This is a genomic window from Advenella faeciporci (genome assembly GCF_014652395.1).
Lineage (GTDB): Bacteria > Pseudomonadota > Gammaproteobacteria > Burkholderiales > Burkholderiaceae_B > Advenella > Advenella faeciporci.
On record NZ_BMYS01000013.1, the window covers coordinates 1 to 20,309 of the forward strand.

20 protein-coding genes are annotated in these 20,309 nt (G+C 52.1%); 10 read left to right on the top strand and 10 right to left on the bottom strand.

Going from position 1 to position 20,309, the window contains the following annotated elements:
- Positions 1-399 precede the first annotated feature (399 nt).
- Positions 400-1,506, top strand: coding sequence for a type VI secretion system baseplate subunit TssG (gene tssG, locus IE074_RS09495; protein WP_189385234.1), 1,107 nt, complete (start codon positions 400-402; stop codon positions 1,504-1,506).
- Positions 1,507-1,529: 23 nt separating this feature from the next.
- Here the strand turns inward: tssG and ggt are convergent, their stop codons facing one another.
- Positions 1,530-3,284, bottom strand: a complete 1,755-nt coding sequence (ggt, locus tag IE074_RS09500; RefSeq protein WP_229793977.1) for a gamma-glutamyltransferase — start codon at positions 3,282-3,284, stop codon at positions 1,530-1,532.
- A 40-nt stretch (positions 3,285-3,324) separates the two neighbouring features.
- On the bottom strand, positions 3,325-3,711 hold the full coding sequence (locus tag IE074_RS09505) for an RNA-binding S4 domain-containing protein (protein WP_189385303.1): 387 nt from the start codon (positions 3,709-3,711) through the stop codon (positions 3,325-3,327).
- A gap of 232 nt (positions 3,712-3,943) precedes the next feature.
- Between IE074_RS09505 and IE074_RS09510 the strand changes: the two genes are divergently transcribed.
- Both IE074_RS09510 and IE074_RS09515 read left to right on the top strand, forming a co-directional pair.
- Entirely contained in the window at positions 3,944-4,435 is a 492-nt protein-coding gene (locus IE074_RS09510; protein ID WP_189385236.1) for a CreA family protein, read from the top strand.
- 74 nt (positions 4,436-4,509) lie between these two features.
- Positions 4,510-5,346 carry a DUF3025 domain-containing protein gene (locus IE074_RS09515; protein WP_189385237.1) on the top strand — a complete coding sequence of 279 codons (837 nt, stop codon included), beginning with the start codon at positions 4,510-4,512 and terminating at the stop codon, positions 5,344-5,346.
- Positions 5,347-5,576: 230 nt separating this feature from the next.
- Here the strand turns inward: IE074_RS09515 and IE074_RS09520 are convergent, their stop codons facing one another.
- The 5 genes from IE074_RS09520 to IE074_RS09540 form a co-directional block, all read right to left on the bottom strand.
- Entirely contained in the window at positions 5,577-6,404 is an 828-nt protein-coding gene (locus tag IE074_RS09520; RefSeq protein ID WP_229793970.1) for a sulfite exporter TauE/SafE family protein, read from the bottom strand.
- Positions 6,404-7,171 carry an ABC transporter ATP-binding protein gene (locus tag IE074_RS09525; RefSeq protein ID WP_189385238.1) on the bottom strand — a complete coding sequence of 256 codons (768 nt, stop codon included), beginning with the start codon at positions 7,169-7,171 and terminating at the stop codon, positions 6,404-6,406. Before IE074_RS09525 ends, IE074_RS09520 begins: the two co-directional genes overlap by 1 nt.
- 7 nt (positions 7,172-7,178) lie before the next feature.
- The gene (gene hisM / locus IE074_RS09530) at positions 7,179-7,913 is read right to left on the bottom strand and encodes a histidine ABC transporter permease HisM (RefSeq protein WP_189385239.1); all 735 of its coding nucleotides are present in this window, start codon (positions 7,911-7,913) and stop codon (positions 7,179-7,181) included.
- Positions 7,910-8,599, bottom strand: a complete 690-nt coding sequence (locus tag IE074_RS09535) for an ABC transporter permease (protein WP_189385240.1) — start codon at positions 8,597-8,599, stop codon at positions 7,910-7,912. Before IE074_RS09535 ends, hisM begins: the two co-directional genes overlap by 4 nt.
- Positions 8,600-8,692: 93 nt before the next feature.
- A complete protein-coding gene (locus tag IE074_RS09540) occupies positions 8,693-9,496 on the bottom strand; it encodes an ABC transporter substrate-binding protein (RefSeq protein WP_189385241.1) in 804 nt (267 codons plus the stop codon).
- Positions 9,497-9,809: 313 nt separating this feature from the next.
- Here IE074_RS09540 and IE074_RS09545 point away from each other — a divergent pair, with 313 nt between their 5' ends.
- Positions 9,810-10,463 (top strand): GNAT family N-acetyltransferase, encoded by a 654-nt coding sequence (locus IE074_RS09545; protein WP_189385242.1) that lies wholly within the window; start codon positions 9,810-9,812, stop codon positions 10,461-10,463.
- A gap of 74 nt (positions 10,464-10,537) precedes the next feature.
- Positions 10,538-11,455 (top strand): LysO family transporter, encoded by a 918-nt coding sequence (locus tag IE074_RS09550; protein WP_189385243.1) that lies wholly within the window; start codon positions 10,538-10,540, stop codon positions 11,453-11,455.
- Here the strand turns inward: IE074_RS09550 and IE074_RS09555 are convergent.
- From IE074_RS09555 to IE074_RS09565, 3 genes are all read right to left on the bottom strand, one after another.
- Positions 11,452-12,477, bottom strand: a complete 1,026-nt coding sequence (locus tag IE074_RS09555; RefSeq protein WP_189385244.1) for an ABC transporter ATP-binding protein — start codon at positions 12,475-12,477, stop codon at positions 11,452-11,454. The genes IE074_RS09550 and IE074_RS09555 overlap by 4 nt on opposite strands.
- A complete protein-coding gene (locus tag IE074_RS09560) occupies positions 12,465-14,168 on the bottom strand; it encodes an ABC transporter permease (protein WP_189385245.1) in 1,704 nt (567 codons plus the stop codon). Before IE074_RS09560 ends, IE074_RS09555 begins: the two co-directional genes overlap by 13 nt.
- A 66-nt stretch (positions 14,169-14,234) precedes the next feature.
- Positions 14,235-15,209: an ABC transporter substrate-binding protein gene (locus IE074_RS09565; protein WP_189385246.1), complete on the bottom strand. Its 975-nt coding sequence runs from the start codon at positions 15,207-15,209 to the stop codon at positions 14,235-14,237.
- A 239-nt stretch (positions 15,210-15,448) separates the two neighbouring features.
- Here IE074_RS09565 and IE074_RS09570 point away from each other — a divergent pair, with 239 nt between their 5' ends.
- From IE074_RS09570 to IE074_RS09590, 5 genes are all read left to right on the top strand, one after another.
- Positions 15,449-16,333 (top strand): EamA family transporter, encoded by an 885-nt coding sequence (locus tag IE074_RS09570; protein WP_189385247.1) that lies wholly within the window; start codon positions 15,449-15,451, stop codon positions 16,331-16,333.
- Positions 16,334-16,511: 178 nt separating this feature from the next.
- On the top strand, positions 16,512-16,760 hold the full coding sequence (locus IE074_RS09575) for a GlsB/YeaQ/YmgE family stress response membrane protein (RefSeq protein ID WP_189385248.1): 249 nt from the start codon (positions 16,512-16,514) through the stop codon (positions 16,758-16,760).
- A 118-nt stretch (positions 16,761-16,878) separates the two neighbouring features.
- Positions 16,879-17,163 (top strand): YkvA family protein, encoded by a 285-nt coding sequence (locus IE074_RS09580; protein WP_229793979.1) that lies wholly within the window; start codon positions 16,879-16,881, stop codon positions 17,161-17,163.
- Positions 17,164-17,201: 38 nt separating this feature from the next.
- A complete protein-coding gene (locus IE074_RS09585; protein WP_189385250.1) occupies positions 17,202-18,578 on the top strand; it encodes a DUF2868 domain-containing protein in 1,377 nt (458 codons plus the stop codon).
- Entirely contained in the window at positions 18,578-19,969 is a 1,392-nt protein-coding gene (locus tag IE074_RS09590; protein WP_229793971.1) for a GTPase/DUF3482 domain-containing protein, read from the top strand. Before IE074_RS09585 ends, IE074_RS09590 begins: the two co-directional genes overlap by 1 nt.
- The last annotated feature ends 340 nt before the right edge of the window (positions 19,970-20,309 follow it).

A 20,309-nucleotide genomic window follows, 5' to 3' on the forward strand; every position in this document is an offset into this window, starting at 1 on the left:
ATCGCCGAACAGATACTCCTTTACTAATTTGACTTTGAATTGCACATCATATTTTTCCATTGAAAAACCCCTAAAAGTTGAATGGGTGTCCAACTTTTGGGGGTCAGTTCAGAGCATGGGAACGAGACGAGGAACAAGGAATTAGCCATACAACACAACTCGACCTGTTCACCTTCCCACGCGCAGAGTATGAGAACAAGGAGCATTCCCACACAGAGTGGGAATGAGACGAATTCTCCGGTTGCCGTTCCCACGCAGAACGTGGGAACGAGTGGAATTAATTAGCCGTAAAACTAACAAAACAATATGACGGGATCATGAAGAAACGGACGCTTCAATTTAATATTACGTTCATATTGCAAGATTAGAATAAATCTTTTGTCCGCACTTTTCCTCCTAATGGAAGTTTCTCCTTCTCCTGCTGTCAAACAGGCCTCCCGGCTTCCGCCCGGATTCTGGCAAGCCCTGGAACAAGAACCCTACAAACACAGCTTTTATCATGTCATGCGCTGGCTGGATGCCTGTACCGGCATGCGCCAACCATTGGGCAGGGAAAGTTTGCCGTCCCATGAATCTGTACGCCTGCGACAGGAACCCTCGCTGGCTTTTGCTGCATCAACACTTGGCAAGGTTAACCTCGACAAAGACGGCCCACCGGTTATTTCAACGCTGGGCTTCGGGCTGTTTGGCCCCAATGGCCCCTTGCCACTGCACCTGACCGAATATGTCAGGGAACGCATTTTCCACCACCGGGACCATACGCTTTCCGCGTTTGCCGATATTTTCCACCACCGGCTTATTACCCTGTTTTACCGGGCCTGGGCCGATGCACAAAGCACCGTCAGCCTGGATCGCAAGGAAAACCGCTTTACCCGTTATGTAGCCAGCCTGATCAACCAGGGTGAAGAATCCCTGCAGAATCGTGATTCGGTCATGGATCACGCCAAGTATTTCTTTGCCGGGCACTTGGTAAGACAAACCCGAAATCCCGAAGGGCTGACCCAAATTCTGTCCACTTTCTTTAACATTCAGGTCAATATCCAGGAATTCGTACCTCAATGGATCAAACTTGAACCAAATCAGCAGCTGCAACTGGGTGGTTCATTGGGTCTGGGCCAGGACACTATTCTGGGTATTGCGGTTCGCGATGCGCAACATAAATTCAGGCTTAAACTTGGTCCCTTAAACAGACACCAGTTCGAGTCCTTCCTGCCCGGCACAAAAAATGCCCGCCAGCTTATGGATTGGTTACGGCAATATATTGGTATTGAATTAAGCTGGGATGCCTTGCTTGAACTTGATAAAAATGAGGTAAACGGCATCAGACTGGGACAGGCCGTCCCTTTGGGCCTTGGCACGTGGATGGGCAAACGTGCCCCCAGTCTTGGCCATGCCCGTGATGTGATTATTGATTATGAACAACGCTTTCGAAAAAGCCGCCAAAACAGGTGTTCCCACGCAGGAGCATGGGAACAAGATACATTTGGGGGTCACTTCAGAGCATGAGAGCAAACTAACTTGCCAACGAATCAATACCCAATCGTGACCCCATCGGGGTTGCGCGGGTCGGAATAGCCGTACAGCACATTGTCACGCACCTGAATGGTTTGCGTGCGCCCCATGGCAGGTTTCAGGGCAATTTCATAACCTTTTTCCTTCAACAAGACCAGGGTATCGGGGCTGAAGCCCTTTTCAATACGCAACTCATCGGGCAACCATTGGTGATGAAAACGCGGTGCCGAAGCGGCTTCAGCGGGGTTCATGCCAAAATCAATGCTGTTCACAATGGTTTGCAGCACGGTGGTAATAATGCGCGCACCGCCCGGACTGCCGGTAACCAGCCATGGTTTGCCATCTTTAAGCACCAGGGTAGGTGTCATGGAAGACAACGGGCGCTTGCCAGGCCCTACCGCGTTGGCATCGCCGCCAATAAGGCCAAACGCATTGGGCACACCCGGCTTGGCTGAAAAATCATCCATTTCATTATTCAGAAGAATGCCGCTGTTGCCAGCCACAATACCGCTACCAAAATTCAGGTTCAGGGTGTAGGTAACCGCCACGGCATTGCCGTTTTTGTCTACCACCGAATAATGCGTGGTTTGGTCGCTTTCATAAGGCTGAGGCTTGCCCGGCAAGATTTCCCTGGCAGGCGTAACCTTGTCTAGCGGCATGCCTGCCACCAGGCTGTTGGCATAGCCTTTTGAGGTTAACCCTTTTTGCGGTACTTTGGTAAAGTCAGGATCACCCAAATATTCAGAACGGTCGGCATAGGCCCGTTTCATGGACTCAGTCATTAAAGTGACTGCTTTGGCGCTGTTATGCCCCATTTCATTCAGGTTTTGGCCTTCTAGCATATTAAGTATCTGAATGACATGAATACCGCCTGAACTGGGTGGCGGCATGGAAACCACCTCATACCCACGGTAAGTTCCCTTGACGGGCTCACGTTCTACCACCTTGTAATTAGCCAGGTCTTCTTTGGTGATGAGGCCATCATGCTTGGCCATTTCTTCAACAATCTGGTCGGCAATGGCTCCTTGATAAAAAGCCGCCGCGCCCTCTTTGGCAATTAAGCGCATGGATGCCGCCAAGTCTTTCTGGGCCAGCAAATCACCAGCTTTCAGGGGTTCACCCTCTTTGAAGAAAATAGCTTTGGTGGTGTCCCACTTACCCAGGCTCTCTTTGGTGGCAGCCAGGTTTTCTGCCAATGCATTGCTAACAATATAACCGTTTTCAGCCAGGTCAATAGCCGGTTGAATTACCTGCTCCAGTGGCATGCTGCCCCATTTTTTCAGGGCATGCTCCATACCGGCCACGGTGCCGGGTACGCCAACCGCCAAGTGGGTGTACAGGGAACGGCCACCGGCCACATTCCCCTGTTCATCCAGATACATGTCGCGACTTGCCTTGGCAGGGGCCATTTCACGGAAATCAAGCGCAATGGTTTGGCCACTGTCCTTGTCGTGCACCATCATGAAACCGCCACCACCCAGGTTACCGGCATTGGGCAGGGCAACTGCCAGGGCAAAGCCAATGCCTACCGCCGCATCAACCGCATTACCGCCTTTTTTCAGAATATCAAGCCCTATGGCAGAGGCCAGATGCTGCTCGGTAGCCACCATCCCGTTATGCGCAATAACCGGATGGAAAATATCCATGTTGTAGTCGTACTTAACCTGCGGCATTTGGGCCACTGGTGCCTTGGCCTGTACTGGCGTTACAGGCCCGACTACAACCAATGCTAGCGCCAGAGAGGCCACAAGCGTACTGCGTTTTATTTGAATCAACATAACTCCTCCTTTGTTATCCCTGAGGTTCAGGAAACTAATACCCTCGCTTCAACCCCTCTAGATTGCGCCGGTCACGCTTGGTAGGGCGGCCATGCAAGATGGTGTCGGCAGGTTCATTGGCCAATCTTCGTCTTTCTTTTTCCGCTTCGCGGGCCTGAATGCTTTCGCGGGTTTCTTCATACAGCAACTGGGCCACCGGTGCCGGCCCACGCACTGCGCTTAAGGCTTTTATTTCCACCGTTCTGCTAGTTTGCTCTTGCCGGATAGCCAGCATGTCACCCACCTTGACCTCTCGGGCAGGTTTGGTGCAGGGTTGCCCGTTAAGTTCAATCCTTCCCTTGCCAACTTCGGTAGCGGCCAGCGAACGGGTTTTATAAAAACGGGCGGCCCATAACCATTTGTCTATGCGAATTTTTTCCAGCTGAGTCATGTTCAATAATAAAATGATAAGTATCTTCCAATGATACTATGGCAGGACGCAATCGTCTTGCTGTCTCTATCAGGAAATACCCTTCCAGGCCATGCGCACCGGTGCGCAAGCACCCCGACAGCCTTTTATTCACCAGACTTCATTCTTTGCCTGTCTTTAACTTTGCCAAAGAGACCCTATATAATTGTCCTGAACATTATTTATTTCCAGACTGAATCCATCCATGAAAAAATTACTATTTAGCGCCCTGACCGTATTCGGCCTGTTCTTCCAACCCTCTGTACAGGCTGAAGAAGTGGGCTGTGTCAGCACCACCTGGCGCGTGGTCAACAACGACAAAGTTTGTGTCCAATCTTTCAATGACCCGGATATCGAAGGCGTTGTGTGCCACTTGTCGCACGCCCAAACCGGGGGTATTTCAGGCGCGCTGGGTTTTGCCGAAAACCCTTCGCGATTTGCCATTTCTTGCCGTCAGGTTGGCCCCATCAAGGCGACAAAAGCCATTCCTGACAAAAAAGAAAATATATTCACCCAGCGCATGAGCCTGTTATTCAAAGATCTGAATGTCACCCGCCTGCTGGACAAACCCAATAACACGCTGGTTTACCTGGTGGTCAGTGAACGGGTTATTGAGGGCTCGCCATACAACAGCATCTCAGGTGTTCCATTAATGCCCTGGGGCGAAAAACTGCCTGAAGTCACCTTCAAGAAATAAGCACCGTACTTCCTGTTCCAACCCGCTTCTCCCCCGTTCTTGCATCAAGGGCGGGTTAAATTATTTTCAATGCCATGCCCATCTCTATCCTGAACAGGATCAACCTTGATACCCCCTACTGGTCCCCCTGGAAAACCCGTTTCCCTGCCCCGCAGCAAACCGTACCCAGTGTTCACGCATTCCTGAACGACCATCGCCCTGCCCTCCTACCGGTTAACTTCGTCCCACAGGAAACCCTGCCCGATGGCATGGCCTATGAAACCTATATTTATGAAACCGGCAGTGTGCCCACCCGTGATGGCCTGCATGATTATTTCAATGCCCTGTGCTGGTTTACCTTCCCAAACACCAAAACCCGCCTTAACCAGTTACAGGCGGCGCAAATAAGACAAGCCGGTGTTGGTGATACCCGAGGAAAAATAAGAGATGCCATCACCGTTATCGATGAAAACGGCTTCTTCATCCAGTGCCCCGACCCGCTTTGGCAAGCCCTGCAAGCCAAACAGTGGCAAACCGCCTTCCAGGCCTTACGCCCCCTGTGGCGCCAAACCCGGGTTATCGCCTTCGGCCATGCCCTGCTGGAAAAACTGGTGGCCCCTTACAAAGCCATTACCGCCCACGCCATCCGGATACCCAATTTCATTGCACCCAGTCACCAACACACAGCTTCAAACCACCCTGGAACTGAAGTAACCGGTAAAGACAAGACCGATCCCGACACGCCTGAGATATTTTCAGAAACGGACATCGAGCAAGTGGACGATTATCTGGCCGGGTTCCTGACAGAACAAACCCTGCAAACCAAACCTTTCATCCCGTTGCAGATTTTTGGCATTCCCGGATGGCATGAAGAGCAGTCACAAGTCAGCTTTTACAATGACAACAAGGTTTTCAGGACACCCAAGAAATAAGGAAGAGATACTACGGCACCCTGAAAAGAACCGGGCAATAAAACTCAAAAAACGATTAACCTACCACCAGGATTCCGTTAAAGACTTCACAAACCAAAAAGGGCCTGCTTAAGGCTACCAGTGCAGCGACTTCGGCCCGAAGGGGCGTCGGAGCAAACTGGTAGCCTTAAGCAGGCCCGGATACGTTGTGGTCTTGCAAAAAAAAACGGCAAGCCTTCCTANAAGCCTTCCTAAATGATGCCAAACGCTGTCAGCGATTTATACAACATATACGCACTAATCGAAAACAGTAAAAAAGCAAAAACCCGCTTCAACCTGTCAACCGGCCAGCTATGCGCACATTTTGCCCCTACCGGCGCCAGCAGCACACTCATGGCAATCAAGACCAGCAAGCCCGGCCAGTACACATAACCCAGCATTCCGTCCTGAATACCTACTGTCTTTATCCCTGAGCTGATATACCCGATACTGTTGCCCACCGCTATCGGAAAGCCCAGCGCCGCCGATGTGGCCACCGCATTGCGGATGGGCACATTACACCAGACCATGAACGGCACCGACAAAAACCCGCCACCCGCACCAACCAGACCGGAAATAAACCCGATACCCGTTCCGACGGCCGTACGACCAGCCACACCCGGCAACTGGCGTGACGCCTTGGGCTTTTTGTTTTTTAGCATATTCAGCGCCGAATAGCCCACGAATAACGCAAAAAACAAGGCCAGCCAGGCCATACTGATAAACCTGAAAGCAACGCCACCGGCCAACAAGCCACCTAAAATAATGCCGGGCACCAATGAATAAACAACCGGCCACAACACCGCCCCTTTCTTGTGATGGGCCCGCATGCTTGACAACGATGTAAACATGATCATGCTCATGGACGTTGCGATGGCAGCATGCACCGCAATATCGCCAGACATTTGCTGCCAGGTAAACAGCATGGTAAGGAAAGGCACCAGCACCATTCCACCGCCAATACCCAGCAAACCGGCCATAAAACCACCAAACGCTCCCAGTGCCAACAGGGCGACAATCATTCCAAAGCTTAAAATCATTACTTCAAGTTACCTGATAAAAATTGCTGTAAACGGGCGCTCTTGGTATGGCCGAAAACCTCGGCGGGCGTCCCTTGCTCTTCAACACTGCCCTGATGCAAAAACATCACCTGTGAAGCCAGGTTGCGGGCAAACCCCATTTCATGGGTCACCACAATCATGGTACGGCCTTCTTCGGCCAATTGCTGCATCACCTTCAACACATCGCCCACCAGTTCCGGATCAAGGGCTGAAGTGGGCTCGTCAAACAGCATCACCTCGGGCTCCATGGCCAGGGCACGGGCAATGGCCACGCGCTGTTGTTGCCCGCCAGACATCTGCGAGGGATATTGTTTTTCCACCGCTTGCGCCAGGCCAACCTTGTCCAGATAATGGCGGGCCCGTTCAAGCGCCTCGTTTTTTTTAACGCCCAACACCTGCATGGGTGCCTCTATCACGTTATCCAAAGCCGTCATGTGTGCCCATAAATTAAAATGCTGGAACACCATGGCCAGTTTGGTCCTGAACAATTGCAGGCGCTTTTCATCAGACACACGCAAACGGCCTTTTTTATCCTGGACAACCGTCAATTCCTCACCATTCAGGAAAACACTGCCGCTATTGGGTTGCTCAAGAAAATTGATACAGCGTAAAAAAGTGCTTTTGCCAGAACCGCTTGAGCCAATCAAGGCAATCACGTCTCCGGCGCTGGCCTGCAACGAAACGCCTTTCAGGACCTCGTTCTGGCCATACGATTTATGTATTTTTTTAACATCCAGTTTATACATGGCTTTCCTAATTGTTTTCGTATGCCAGAAAGGCCAGTGCACGGCGTTCCACCCGCCTGAATGCCCAAACCAGTACAAACGAAATTGACATATACAAAAGTGCCGCCGTGCCATACGAGGCAAAGGTTAAATAAGTGGCCGCATTGGCATCCCTGGCCACTTTAAGGATATCGGGCACCGTGGCCGTAAACGCCAGCGAGGTGGCATGCAGCATTAAAATGACTTCATTGCTGTAAGCGGGCAAAGCCCGACGCAAGGCGGAAGGAAGAATGATGCGGGTATACATTTTCCACCGTGACATGCCATAGGCCCGGGCGGCATCAAGCTCGCCGTATGGAGTGGCTTTTATGTAGCCGGCAAAGATCTCTATGGTGTAGGCCAGGGTATTGAGTAGCAGCGCCAATACCACACAGTTATAACCACTCATGAAAAAGGTGTACAGCAGGGGCGTGTCACGTACCAATTCAAGCCCCACAACACCACTGTAAATCAGCAACAGCTGCACATAAAACGGTGTACCCCGGAAAACCCAGCTAAAGAACCAGACCGGACCGCTAATAAATTTGTTTTTGGAAACCCGCATGACTGACAGCGGTAAAGCCAGTACAAAACCCAGCACTACCGACAGGGTTAAAATCCATAAAGTGACGGCCAGACCCGAAAAATGGGTGCCGTCCCAGTACAGAAATGGCGCCCAGTACTCATTGATAACCGTCAGGAAATTTTCAAATGACTCAATCATAAATGAGCCTCACGCACGCCAACAGAGTATTTTTTCTCGAGCCACCACAACACAATACTGGAAACAGTGGTAAGCGCCAGATAAATAAAGCCGGCCACCGAAATAAACAGGAACATGCTGGCTGTTGCACGACCTGCCGTTTGCGTTACCTGAACCAGATCAGACAAACCGATAATGGACACCAGGGCAGTGGCCTTCAACAACACCAGCCAGTTGTTGCCAATGCCCGGCAAGGCAAAGCGCATCATCTGCGGAAAAAGGATACGGCTGAAAACCTGCCAATCACTCATGCCAAATGCCTTGCCCGCTTCCAGCTGCCCTTTGGGCACCGCCAGGAAAGCGCCACGGAAGGTTTCTGCAAAATAGGCCCCGTAAATAAACCCGATGGTAAGAACCCCCGCAATAAACGGATCAATTTCCAGCATGGGCAAACCCAAGGCATCGGTAATATTGTTAAGGCCCATTTGAATGCTAAAGAAAATAAGCAGCATCAGGACCAGGTCGGGTACGCTGCGCACCAGCGTTGTGTAAGCCTGGGCAAGCCCTTTGAACAGGAAATTGCCAAACAGTTTTGCGCTTGCCCCGATCAGGCCCAGCAAAAAGGCCACCAGCAGCGACAACAATGCCAGCGTGATGGTTTCCCAAGTGCCGTCCAGAATCTGGCCGCCATAGCCATGCAAAAACATGTGTGTCCCTTAAAAACAAAAATGATTGAGCAACCCGCGATTGCTCAATCAAGCGATGACTTCAATTGATTGTGATGCCACTCGGGCTTATGCTTACTTGGCCTGCATCAGGCCGATTTCACCGGGCTGAAAATACTTGCCGGCAATTTCCGCAATTGTACCTTCTGCAGCCAGCTCATTGATGGCTTTATTAATGGCCTCTTTCAATTTCACATCGGATTTGCGCAATCCCATGGCAATTTCATTGGTCAGGATAGGGTCGCCAGACAGCACTTCTCCCACAAACTCAAAGTCCCTGCCCTCTGGTGTGACCAGAAAGCCGGCAATCGCATTGGGCTTTTCAAGCAAGGCGGCATCAAGACGGCCGGCCCGCAAATCGGCATAGGTTTGTGACTGGTCCTGGTAGGACACAATTTGTACCCCCCCCTTGCCCCAGGCTTTTTTGGCAAAAGCCTCCTGGGTGGTGCCCTGCAACACGCCCAGGCGTTTTCCACTTAATGATTCTGCGGTCGGCAAGGTGCCACTGCCTTTTTTGGCAATTAGCTGGGTGGGAATGGCATACAGGGGATCGGTAAAATCGATCACTTTTGACCGTGCTTCGGTAGCGGTCATACTTGAATGGATAACCTCAAATTTGCGTGCCTGAAGGGCGGGAATCAGGCCATCAAAAGACTGCTCGACCCACACGCATTTGGCATCGAGTTTACCGCAGATGGCATTGGCCACATCCACATCAAACCCTTCCATTTCGCCTTTGGCATTTCTGTATTCAAAAGGAGGATAGGTGGCCTCCACCCCAATACGGATTTCTTTCCATTCACTGGCAGCGGCAAGGTTACCCATTCCAAGAACAGAACATGCCAATCCTGCAGCAATTAATATTTTTCTGATTTTCATGCCTAAACTTCCTATGCAAATTGATCAAAAACGGAAAGTCAAACAAAGTTTACCTGTCCGATACAAAAAATTTCTATCTATATAAACCGATAATAACCGCAAGGCTTGTTTATTGCCACTAGGGAACACCTTGATTCTGATCCATTATATAACTAGAGTTTTTTCCGGCCAAAAAGAGCCTGGCATGGCGCAAACACATTGTTCCACATTGAACAGCCAAGGCAATGCCAAAAAGCGGGGCACTGTCCGCAATCTGATACACTGTGATTTTTCTGGTTTTCATTCCTGTTTGCTTTTTTTTCTGCCTTACACCATGACCCTCTCTTCTGAAACCGGCCAGCCAGCAGTCGCCCCCCTTACCACTCCCATCCACCCGATCCAGCTAGAAGGCTTTGGCGTTATTCTTCAGCCCATGCGGCTTGCCCACGCCGAAGGCCTGAAAAATGCCGCCAGTGACGGCGAACTCTGGAATCTGGTGTATACCTCGGCGCCTGAACCGGGCAAGGAAACCGCTTATATTGAAGCTGCCCTGAAGGGTCAGCAAGATGGCCATATGCTGCCATTTACCGTCCTTGACGCCAAAACCAAAAAAGTAATCGGGACCACCCGCTATCACGATATTGTTACGGATATTGCCAGGCTTGAAATTGGCTATACCTGGTATGCCAAATCCTGGCAGCGCACCCATGTTAATACCGCATGCAAATACCTGCTACTGTTTTATGCCTTCCAAAGCCTGCAGGCCAATGTCGTGGGCTGGCGTACCGACATCATCAACCACACCTCACAAAAAGCCATCGAAAGGCTGGGTGCAAAAAAAGACGGGGTATTGCGAGGCCATGCCAGGCGTCGGGATGGTTCTATCAGGGATACGGTCATGTACAGCATCACCCGTGAAGAATGGCCTGCGATCAAAAAAGCACTGAAAGAAAAACTGGCCGCCTTCAATAACCACAACCCGGCCTAAGCCCCATCTCTGGCCTTATGTCGTTTGGTCGTCATAACGCGACCAGACCATAATGCTTCAAAAAGGCAACCACCTTGAAAGACCTGCTGTTCTCGTTATTGCCCATTTGCCTGTATCTGGTTCTTGGCCTGCTGATTGGCAAAATACTGCCGGCCACCCAGTCTGCCCGCTTGACGCGCCTGATTACGCCTTTTGTCTGGCTGCTTCTGTTTGCCATTGGCTATAAATTTGGCCTGCAACTGGAAAACCTGCAAAACGTAACGCAAATCCTGGGCATTGCCATGGCCTACGCCCTGGGCACCACGGTTTTTTCTTTTGTAGGGTTATGGCTGCTGCTTCCAAAGAATGAAAAAGGCACGACTGAAGCCACCTCGGACTTTGGCATCTGGCATGTGATTCGGGAATGCGGCATTGCCTTTGCCTTTTTACTGGCCGGCATTGGCCTGGCCAAACTGCTGCTAATGGCACACATGAATACCGAATGGCTTCCTTCAGTTGAAACCTTCCTGTATATATTACTGGTGCTCATTGGCATCGACCTGGTCAATGCCCCCATTTCCCTCAAGTTCCTGCAGTTCAGGACCATTGCCACACCGGTAGTGGTTATTTTGTTTTCCCTGCTGGGCGGCACTGCCGTTGCCTGGTTAATGGACATGGATATACGCAATGGCCTGGTCTTGTCTGCCGGCTTCGGCTGGTTCTCGCTGTCTGGGGTACTGGTCACGGCCAACCTTGGCGAATTCTATGGTGCCGCTTCTCTCATGACCGACCTGTTCCGGGAATTACTGTCTATTGTCGTGCTGTTTTTTCTGGGTGCCCGTCATCCTGTTCCTGCCATTGGCACGTCAGGGGCAACCGCCATGGATACTACCCTGCCAATCATCAAGAAAATAACCGGCAACCACTATATTGCCACTGCTATTTTCTGTGGTGCCGTACTCAGCCTGGTGGCCCCCTTCCTGCTGACCTGGCTGCTTACCCTGTTCAATTAATCCATCAGGACCCAGGCCTGTTGCACCTGTACGCAAACCTTGCACTCAAGTTCCAGCCGCTCTGGATGAAAAAAATCCAGCTCCTGCCCATCTGACAGGCGAGCGGTGTATTTATAACGCTCACCTTTGAAAACCCGGCTTAGCACCTGTATTTCAAGCCCGTTTTCCACCACCCGAACATGCTCGGGCCTGACCAGGATCGCCTGCCGGGTTGAACCTAGTGAAGAAGACAGCAACTGCATCACTTCCGGACCCGACAAAAGACGATTATCCGTGTTGCGATGCACATGAAGGATGGAACCCTGCCCAATAAAACGGGCCACCCAGGTATTTTGCGGATACTGATACAGTTGCTCAGGTGTGTCCCACTGCTCCAGTTTGCCATGGTTCATGACGGCAATCCGGTCAGCCAGGGCCATAGCCTCTGCCTGGTCATGGGTCACATAAACAAACGTGGCCCCGGTACGGCGATGAAACTCACGAAACGTCTCTTCCATGGAAGCCCGCAAATGCTGGTCCAGGTTGGCCAGTGGCTCGTCCAGCAACACGACGTCAGGGTGTGACACCAGACAGCGGGCCAAGGCAACCCGCTGGCGCTGGCCACCGCTAAGATCTTGCGGTGCCCGTTCAGCCAGATGGGACAGATTAACCGTCTCCAGTGCCTGCATGACCTGCTGCCAGTAGTCTTCTCCTTTGACCCCTTTCAGTTTCAGGGCATAACCGACGTTATCCATCACGTTCATGTGCGGCCATAATGCGTACGACTGAAACACCATACTCATATTGCGCTGTTCTGGCGGCACATGCAGATTATTTCCGGCCAATTGCCTGCCATTAACCTGAATTGTTCCCTCGTCTACCTGCTCAAAGCCGGCCAGCATGCGTAACAAGGTTGTCTTGCCGCATCCACTTGGGCCCAGCAATGCCACAAAAGAACCCGTAGGCACCTCAAGGCTGAACGCATTCACCACCTGGGTCGTGCCAAACGATTTGCCAATCCTGTCCAATACTAGTTGCGCCATGGAATAACCCCTTTTGGCAGATTGCGGCCCACTATGCCCAACGCCAGCATTAACAACGCAATCATCATAATAATCAAAACGGAAATGGCCGAAGCCAGCACCGTTTCCCCACCATCTTCAAGATTAAAAACCAGCACCCCCAGTGTTTCATTGCCCGCACTCCATAGCAATGCTGAAACGGTCAGTTCGTTAACGGCAATCAGGAAAACCAGCAGGAATCCGGCAAAAGCCGCAGGCGCAAGCAGGGGGAATACGATGTCGCGCCATCTGCGTACCATGGAAGCACCACATAACTGGGCGGCCTCTTCAAGTGCGCCGTCAAGCTGCAGCATACTGGCATGGACAGGCTTGAAACTGACGGTCAAAAAGCGCGACAAATAAGCAAACAGGATAATGCCCAGGCTGCCATACAGACTGATTTGCAAAACGGGAAGGGGCTTTGCAAACAGCAAAATACAGGCAATGGCCAGCACCACACCCGGCAAGGCATATGGCACATCAAGCAGCATCAGGACAAATGCATACAAACGGCGGGGACGCCTGACCGTGACATAAGCCAGCGGCAACACCAGACACGCCAGGATAAAAGCCGCACTTAGCGACAATAGCATGCTGTTTTCAAAAGCGCGCCAGGTCGCCCCCTGCCTGGCCAGCATATGTGCATAGGCAGAAAAACTGATATTGTCATAACCCAAGGAAACGCCAATGGCCGGCACCAGGGAGCTGGCCCCCAAAGCCAATATCGGCAGAACAAGAATCAGCGTAATGATCAGGCCCAGAGCCATTTCACACCCGATACGGGCTTTACCAAGATCAAAGGCCAGTGGCTTGCCCGGCATGCCTACCAAAGCCATTCTGGACTGAAAACGGTGCTGGACCCACACGCCCGACATGGCAATCGCCCCCACGATCACGGACAGGCTAGATACCTCATTAAGCATCAACGGCCCGAAATCAGCCATTTTCTGGTAGATAAGCGTGGGAAGCACATAATAAGAAGCCGGAATACCCAGCATGGCCGGTATGCCAAAATTACCCAGTGCCGATACAAAAGCAATGGCGGCACCGGCCAGGATTCCGTTTTTGCACAACGGAAAAATCATATCCAGCATAATGCGAAGCTGGGAAGCACCACTTAGGCGAGCGGCTTCAACCAGTTCTTTGGGTAGCACCAGCAAATTGGTTCTTACTGACAAAAACACCAAGGGGGCATGCTGGATGCCCATTAGCAAGACAATGCCCCAAGCTGAATACAGAGGTTGCGGACTGCCCAGCCCAGGAGCGATGCCCAACAGCTGCAACAGGGCACTACCCGGCCCCATCAGCTGCAGCCAGCTTAAAGCGGTTACCTGGGGCGGAATCATCATGGGCAGCATGAACATGAACACCCAGAACGACTTGCCACGGATATTGGTCAAGGCAATGAAAAAAGCCAGTCCTGCTCCCAGCACCAGCGCCAGCAAGGTTGCCAGCACACTGGTATACAAACTGTGCCAGGTGGCCTGCCAGGTGGCCGAAGACCGCAACACTTTCCAGAAACTGGATTTTTCACCCGCCACAATATCGGCCAATGCTTCGCCCAGCAATCGCAGGCTTGGCAAGACATTGACCAGGAAAACAATAAACAGCAGGCCCAATATCCACCCATGCCGGGTTGGGCTCCTGAAAGAAGAGAGTTGCGGATATGACATGAAAAAGAAAGGCTCAGGCGCTTATGTTTACACACAAGCGCCTGATTTTAAACCACCGTTAGAAAATCAGTTGAACAGTTTGCTAAAACCTTCCTTGTCTATTTCCGAATTTTCCAGTGCCTTGGCCGCATCAAAAGGCAATAGCTTGATCTGGCTGCGTTCAGGGAAACCCGCCGGTGTTTTCATGCCGTTGCGGGCAGGCAAATAGCCTTGTTCAAGTACCAGCTGCTGGCCTGGCTCAGACAAGACAAAGTCAACAAACTTGCGGGCCAGTTCTGGCTGCTTGCTGTCTTTCATGATGGCAACCGGTTCGGTAACCAGGCTGACGCCTTCTGTTGGAAACACAAACTCAATCGGTGCACCCTTGGCTTTTTCACGTATGGCCATATAGTCGGCCAGCACGCCATATGGACTGGTACCGGAAGCCACCGCAGTCAGGACGCTGCCATTGCCTTTGAGTGCTGAAGCACCATTTTCCTTGAGGCTTTCATAAAATCCCCAGGAAAAATCCGGGTTGGCGGTTAAGGTAGAAAGATGAATTAAGGCAGCACCCGAATACAGCGGGCTTGGCATAGCCACCTGGTTTTTATATGCAGGCTTGAGCAAATCATTCCAGGATGCCGGTTTTTCCTTGGCATTGGCATGATGGGCAATACCGGTGGTAATCAGCTTGGTGCCATAATAATAGCCATCCTTGTCAAACAGGGCCGGGTCATATTCCTTGCTTTCTTCTGACTGGTATGCTGCCAGAAGGCCTTCTTTTTTAAGCTGCTCCAAAGTAACGCTGTCTGCAATCAACAACACATCGGGCTTGACCACCCCTGCCGCCATTTCAGCACGCAGCTTGGTGATGAGTTTGGTGGTGCCATCGCGCACCCATTCAACCTTGGTACCCGGGTTGGCCTTTTCAAAGGCATCCACTGTCATTTGTGCATCCTGGGCAGGCTGACTGGTATACAGCACCAGCGTTTCAGCCTGAACGGCGCCACTGCAAACAACACCAGCCAACATGGCTGAGACAGACAATACACGGAAATTCATATAACCCTCGGAATAATAGCGTCAAGCAGAATGGATTTTACATTTTCCGGCAAGCTTACGGCAGCCTGTTTACATGATTGTGACAATCAACCTCATGCAGAAAAAGGGTATGGTTCCGCATGACAAAATTGTGCCTGCTTCTTTCCGGGAACGGCTGGCAACGCTGTCATGAAATGGTATGATTACCTGTCAATAAAAATCTTTCCTCCATACCCTAATTATTTCCCCAGGACTCCATAATGCCTTTGATCGACTGGTTATTCGCCTTGCTTGTCATTCTGGTATGGGGCGTGAATTTCATAGCGATCAAATTCGGGCTGGTTGATTTTCCACCTTTGTTGCTGGGCGCCTTGCGTTTTATGGCGGTTGTGTTTCCGGCCATTTTTTTTATAAAGCGCCCCAACATTCCATTCAAGCTGCTGCTTGTCTATGGCTTAACCATCAGTTTCGGGCAGTTTGCTTTCCTGTTTACCTCGCTGGCGGTTGGTATGCCAGCCGGACTGGCTTCCCTGCTTTTGCAGGTACAGGCTTTTTTCACGGTACTGCTGGCCGCCCTGGTGCAACATGAAAAAATCAGGCCCCATAATCTGTTGGCCATAGGCATTTCCCTGCTTGGCCTGTTCATTATTAACGCCAATGCCAGTGCCGGACACCCCATTCCCCTTCTGGGGCTGGTCTTTATTTTTCTGGCTGCCTTTAGCTGGTCCACCGGCAATATTGTTATCAAGCAGGCCAAAAATGTAAACATGCTAAGCCTGGTGGTTTGGGGCGGTACCATTCCCATTATCCCATTCCTGCTTAGCTCATGGATTTTTGAAGGTGGCGATATTATGGTGGCCAGTCTGCAATCGGCCACCTTTACCAGTATTGCCGCTATCATGTACCTGGCTTATGGTGCAACGCTGGTGGGTTACGTATTGTGGGGACGTCTGCTTAGCAAGCACCCGGTGGGCCTCATTGCCCCGCTCACCCTGCTGGTGCCGGTAATTGGCCTGCTGTCTGCCACATGGGTCCTGGACGAAAAACTGTCCACCCTGCAATGGCTGGGAGGTACAGTGGTGATGCTGGGCCTGATTATCAACATCTTTGGTCCCAGGCTGCGTAAGCTGGTTTTCGCCCATTGAACCCGGAAAAATATATTTACAAGTAAAGCCGAACAATTTTTTACCTTATAGATAAAGATATAAACAGAAATTACCATTACACTTTCAAGTGCACATCCTGAAACATTTCAGGCCTTGATTATGGGGAAATAAGCTCTATATCCACCATCAAAGCCCTACCCGCTCGGAGCATTGTTATATGGATATTATCTGGGAAATTATTATTGGTTTTCTGGTTGGTCTGGTGGCTCGTGCCCTGATGCCCGGCTCCCAGTCTTTGGGATTAATCATGACCACCCTGCTGGGTGTTGTTGGCTCATTGATTGCCACCCATTTAGGTGTTGCCGTAGGCATTTACGAGGCCGGCAGCAGTGCACGCTTTATTGGCTCGGTCGTTGGCGCCATGATTGTCCTGTTTGTTTACGGTTTAATCGCCAAAAAGAAATAAATGCACGTTTTGTCAATTGCTTGTCGTGACACTCGCAATTTTTAAGGAACACACAATGATCCAGTCCCGTTTCGGTGACCAATCAACCACTCGCAATCATTCGGGCGTTATCAGCAAAATGGCACGCCTGGCAAAAAAAGCAGGCAGGCCCGTCATTGAAAAAGCCCTTTTCCTGTTTTTTGCCGTACAAAACCCTAAAACACCGGCCTGGGCAAAACGTGTTATTTACGGTGCGCTGGCCTACCTTGTCTTGCCGGTCGATGCCATTCCCGACCTGATGCCGATTGCCGGTTTTACTGATGACCTGGGTATTATTACCGCAGCACTGGCAACGGTTTCCCTTTACATTACCGCCGAAGTAAAACAACAGGCGCGTCAAACATTAGACAAGTGGTTTGAATAAAGGCAATAATCGTTTATTTGCATTACTCACGATTGTTTATGCCGCAACACTCTCTAAAGGATTACTGGATAACCGAAACCCTAAGACTTAGGGAAGAGCATTGGGGGCCCATTGAAGACGCCACACTGCTTCACCAGATCCGTCACAGCACAGAACCGGTCAGCCATAAAATCATCCAGCGTGCCGCCCTGATTGCCAAACGGGACGGGCTGGCTGCCACCATTGAAAAATGGAGTGCCAACGCACGCCTGGCTTTTTGGGCCATGGCACTGCTGGCCATTTTTGCAGGTATCGGCATGGCTGCCAGTGCCCTGGGCACGGGGCATGTCAACCTGCTGCTGGCACTGGTCGCCTTGCTGGGCCTGCATGCCATCACCTATGTATTCTGGCTGCTGTCTTTTTTGGCCCCGTACCATGGTGGCACCCTGCTGGGCCAGGCCTGGCTTTGGCTGGGCAAGAAACTGGCGCGCGGTCCCGATGCCACCCTGGCCCCCCAGGCGTTTATTAATATTCTCAACCAGAACAACGGCCTGCGCTGGCTGCTGTCGGCCATCAGCCATGGTATCTGGGTTGTAATGATGGCGGCAGGCATCATGACCATGCTGGCCCTGCTGGCGGCAAGGCAATACACCTTCGGCTGGGAAACCACCATCTTGCCTGTTTCTTCCTTTGTGTCCATCACCCAAGGCATTGGTTTTTTACCGCATCTGCTGGGTTTTTCCATTCCTTCAGCCGACATCATCCAGCAAAGCAGCGGCCTGCAAACCGCTGGCCCCGAATCACAGGCCATCTGGTCTTCCTGGCTGATTGGCGCAGTCATGGTTTACGGTTTGCTGCTGCGCCTGGCCAGCCTGCTGCTATGCCTTTGGAAAACCCGGCAAGCCATGCGCCAAATACAGATAGATGCAACCCTGCCCGCCTATGCCGGCCTGGTAGACCGCCTGTCTGCCCACAGCGAACATATCGGGGTGGATGCCCCCGCCCCTGCTTTGCAAACCGCCCGACGCAACACCAATCTTGCATTGGCACCGGCAGGTAGCCCGTTGGTCGTGGGGCTGGAATTAAGCCCGCGCGCACCATGGCCGCCCTTTGCACTGTCCGCCACCGTCCATGACCAGGGCAAGCTGGAAAGCCGGGAACAGCGCCACCAGCTGCTGGCACATATGACCCGCCAAACCGTGCCAGCCCTGCTGATTGTGTGTGATGCCGCGCAAACCCCCGATCGCGGCATCCTGCACTTCATTACCGACCTGTCCAATCTGGCTTCGCGTACCGATATCTACCTGCAAAGCGGTCACGGCGAAGCGGAAAATCGCCTGCAATTATGGAAAGAACGCCTGCAGCAGGCCGGCTTTGGCATTGAACAGTTGCATGAAACACAAAAAACACTGCCGCAATGGATACAGGCAAGTTGATGAATATGGAACCAAATAAAATACTGCATCTGGCGGTTGTTGGCCACACCAACACCGGCAAAACTTCTTTATTAAGAACCCTTACCCACGATACCGGGTTTGGGGAAGTTGCCGACTTTCCCGGCACCACCCGCCACGTGGAAGGTGCCCGCCTGTTCCTGAACGGGCAGGCCGCGGTTGAACTGTTTGACACACCGGGGCTGGAAGACGGGATTGCTCTGCTGGATTACCTGGATCAGCTTAAAGCGCAGACCCGGCAAGGCTCCTCCCGTTTTGATGGCCCGGAAAGCATTCACCGGTTTCTGGACACCCCGGAAAGCAGGCAGCGCTTTGAACAGGAAGCCCGGGTGCTACGCAAACTGCTGGAATGTGACGCCGGTTTGTATGTGATTGATATTCGCGATCCGGTGCTGGCCAAGCACCGTGACGAACTGGCCATTTTAAGCCGGTGCGGACGCCCGCTGGTGCCTATACTTAATTTTATGCACAGCAGCCCCAATTACCTGAACGACTGGAAAGAATCCCTGGGTCGCCTGGGCCTGCATTTAAGCATTGAGTTTGACACGGTTGCCCCGGCCCTGGATGGCGAAGAACAGCTTTACCAGAAGCTGGCCCTGGTCCTGGACAGTCATGCCGATACTCTGAAAGCGCTGTCGGAAGACATTCACCGGCAACGCAAGCTGCGTCGTGACATTGCCTACAACATGATTGCCGAGCTCCTGATTGATGTGGCCGCTTTCCGCTCGACCTGCGCAGGCGATGAAGAAAGCCTCAAAAGCGCCACGGCCCTGTTGCAGGACGTGATCCGCCAGCGGGAACAGGAAAGCATACAGGCCCTGCTAACGCATTACCGTTTCAGGCAGGAAGACTATCCCGACCAGCCCCTGCCTATCGAAGAAGGCCGCTGGGGCATGGACCTGTTCCAGCCCCAGGCCCTGATGGAAATGGGGATTCAGGTTAGCAAGGGGTTTGTGGCCGGTGCCATGGCGGGTGCAGCGGTAGATGTCATGGCTGCCGGCCTGAGCCTGGGTACCGCCACCCTGATTGGTGGCGTGATTGGCAGCGTATGGCAGGGCGTGGACAAATTTGGCAAGCGTATTCTGGGCAAGCTGCAGGGTTACCGGGAAATTTCCCTTGACGATGCGATCATCCGCCTGCTGGGCATCCGCAGCCTGCAACTGCTCAATGCCCTGGAAATGCGTGGCCACGCAGACCAGCGGCCCATTATGCTGAACACGGAAACCGTTACCGGCCAATTCAAGGAAGGTGACCTGCCGGAAGAAATCCTGGAAGCACGCAGCCTGCCACAGTGGTCCAAAATGAGCGAACAGTTTGAAACCGGCGCCCGCCGTAATGCGGCCATCAAGTCACTGGCACATAAGCTTCGTTAACAGGTGCTGAAGAGCGGGGTTATGCGGTGAAGTGGATAAAATATGCATTCCCACGCAGGCGTAAACCACCATGAGCGGGTGATCACCTGCATTCCCACGTAAGCGAAAACCACCCCGTCAGGCTTCGCCTGCCACCCCTCCGCAGAGGGGAATGCAAACACAGGTGTTTCCACGAAGAAGGAAAATTCCCCTCTGTGGAGGGGTGGCGCGTAGCGACGGGGTGGTTCCCGGCTCCCATGCTCCGCGTGAGTACGCTTGGTTCCTGGTTCCCATGCTCCTGCGTGGGAACCGCTCCGTGATACCTGGCTTCCGTTCTCCGCTTGGGAGCGCTCCGCGTCGT

Bases quoted from the DNA above. Each gene is read 5' to 3' on its own strand.
- tssG (WP_189385234.1), top strand. From the start codon at position 400: ATGGAAGTTTCTCCTTCTCCTGCTGTCAAACAGGCCTCCCGGCTTCCG.
- IE074_RS09510 (WP_189385236.1), top strand. From the start codon at position 3,944: ATGAAAAAATTACTATTTAGCGCCCTGACCGTATTCGGCCTGTTCTTC.
- IE074_RS09515 (WP_189385237.1), top strand. From the start codon at position 4,510: ATGCCCATCTCTATCCTGAACAGGATCAACCTTGATACCCCCTACTGG.
- IE074_RS09520 (WP_229793970.1), bottom strand. From the start codon at position 6,404: ATGATTTTAAGCTTTGGAATGATTGTCGCCCTGTTGGCACTGGGAGCG.
- IE074_RS09525 (WP_189385238.1), bottom strand. From the start codon at position 7,171: ATGTATAAACTGGATGTTAAAAAAATACATAAATCGTATGGCCAGAAC.
- hisM (WP_189385239.1), bottom strand. From the start codon at position 7,913: ATGATTGAGTCATTTGAAAATTTCCTGACGGTTATCAATGAGTACTGG.
- IE074_RS09535 (WP_189385240.1), bottom strand. From the start codon at position 8,599: ATGTTTTTGCATGGCTATGGCGGCCAGATTCTGGACGGCACTTGGGAA.
- IE074_RS09540 (WP_189385241.1), bottom strand. From the start codon at position 9,496: ATGAAAATCAGAAAAATATTAATTGCTGCAGGATTGGCATGTTCTGTT.
- IE074_RS09545 (WP_189385242.1), top strand. From the start codon at position 9,810: ATGACCCTCTCTTCTGAAACCGGCCAGCCAGCAGTCGCCCCCCTTACC.
- IE074_RS09555 (WP_189385244.1), bottom strand. From the start codon at position 12,477: ATGGCGCAACTAGTATTGGACAGGATTGGCAAATCGTTTGGCACGACC.
- IE074_RS09560 (WP_189385245.1), bottom strand. From the start codon at position 14,168: ATGTCATATCCGCAACTCTCTTCTTTCAGGAGCCCAACCCGGCATGGG.
- IE074_RS09565 (WP_189385246.1), bottom strand. From the start codon at position 15,209: ATGAATTTCCGTGTATTGTCTGTCTCAGCCATGTTGGCTGGTGTTGTT.
- IE074_RS09570 (WP_189385247.1), top strand. From the start codon at position 15,449: ATGCCTTTGATCGACTGGTTATTCGCCTTGCTTGTCATTCTGGTATGG.
- IE074_RS09575 (WP_189385248.1), top strand. From the start codon at position 16,512: ATGGATATTATCTGGGAAATTATTATTGGTTTTCTGGTTGGTCTGGTG.
- IE074_RS09580 (WP_229793979.1), top strand. From the start codon at position 16,879: ATGGCACGCCTGGCAAAAAAAGCAGGCAGGCCCGTCATTGAAAAAGCC.
- IE074_RS09585 (WP_189385250.1), top strand. From the start codon at position 17,202: ATGCCGCAACACTCTCTAAAGGATTACTGGATAACCGAAACCCTAAGA.
- IE074_RS09590 (WP_229793971.1), top strand. From the start codon at position 18,578: ATGAATATGGAACCAAATAAAATACTGCATCTGGCGGTTGTTGGCCAC.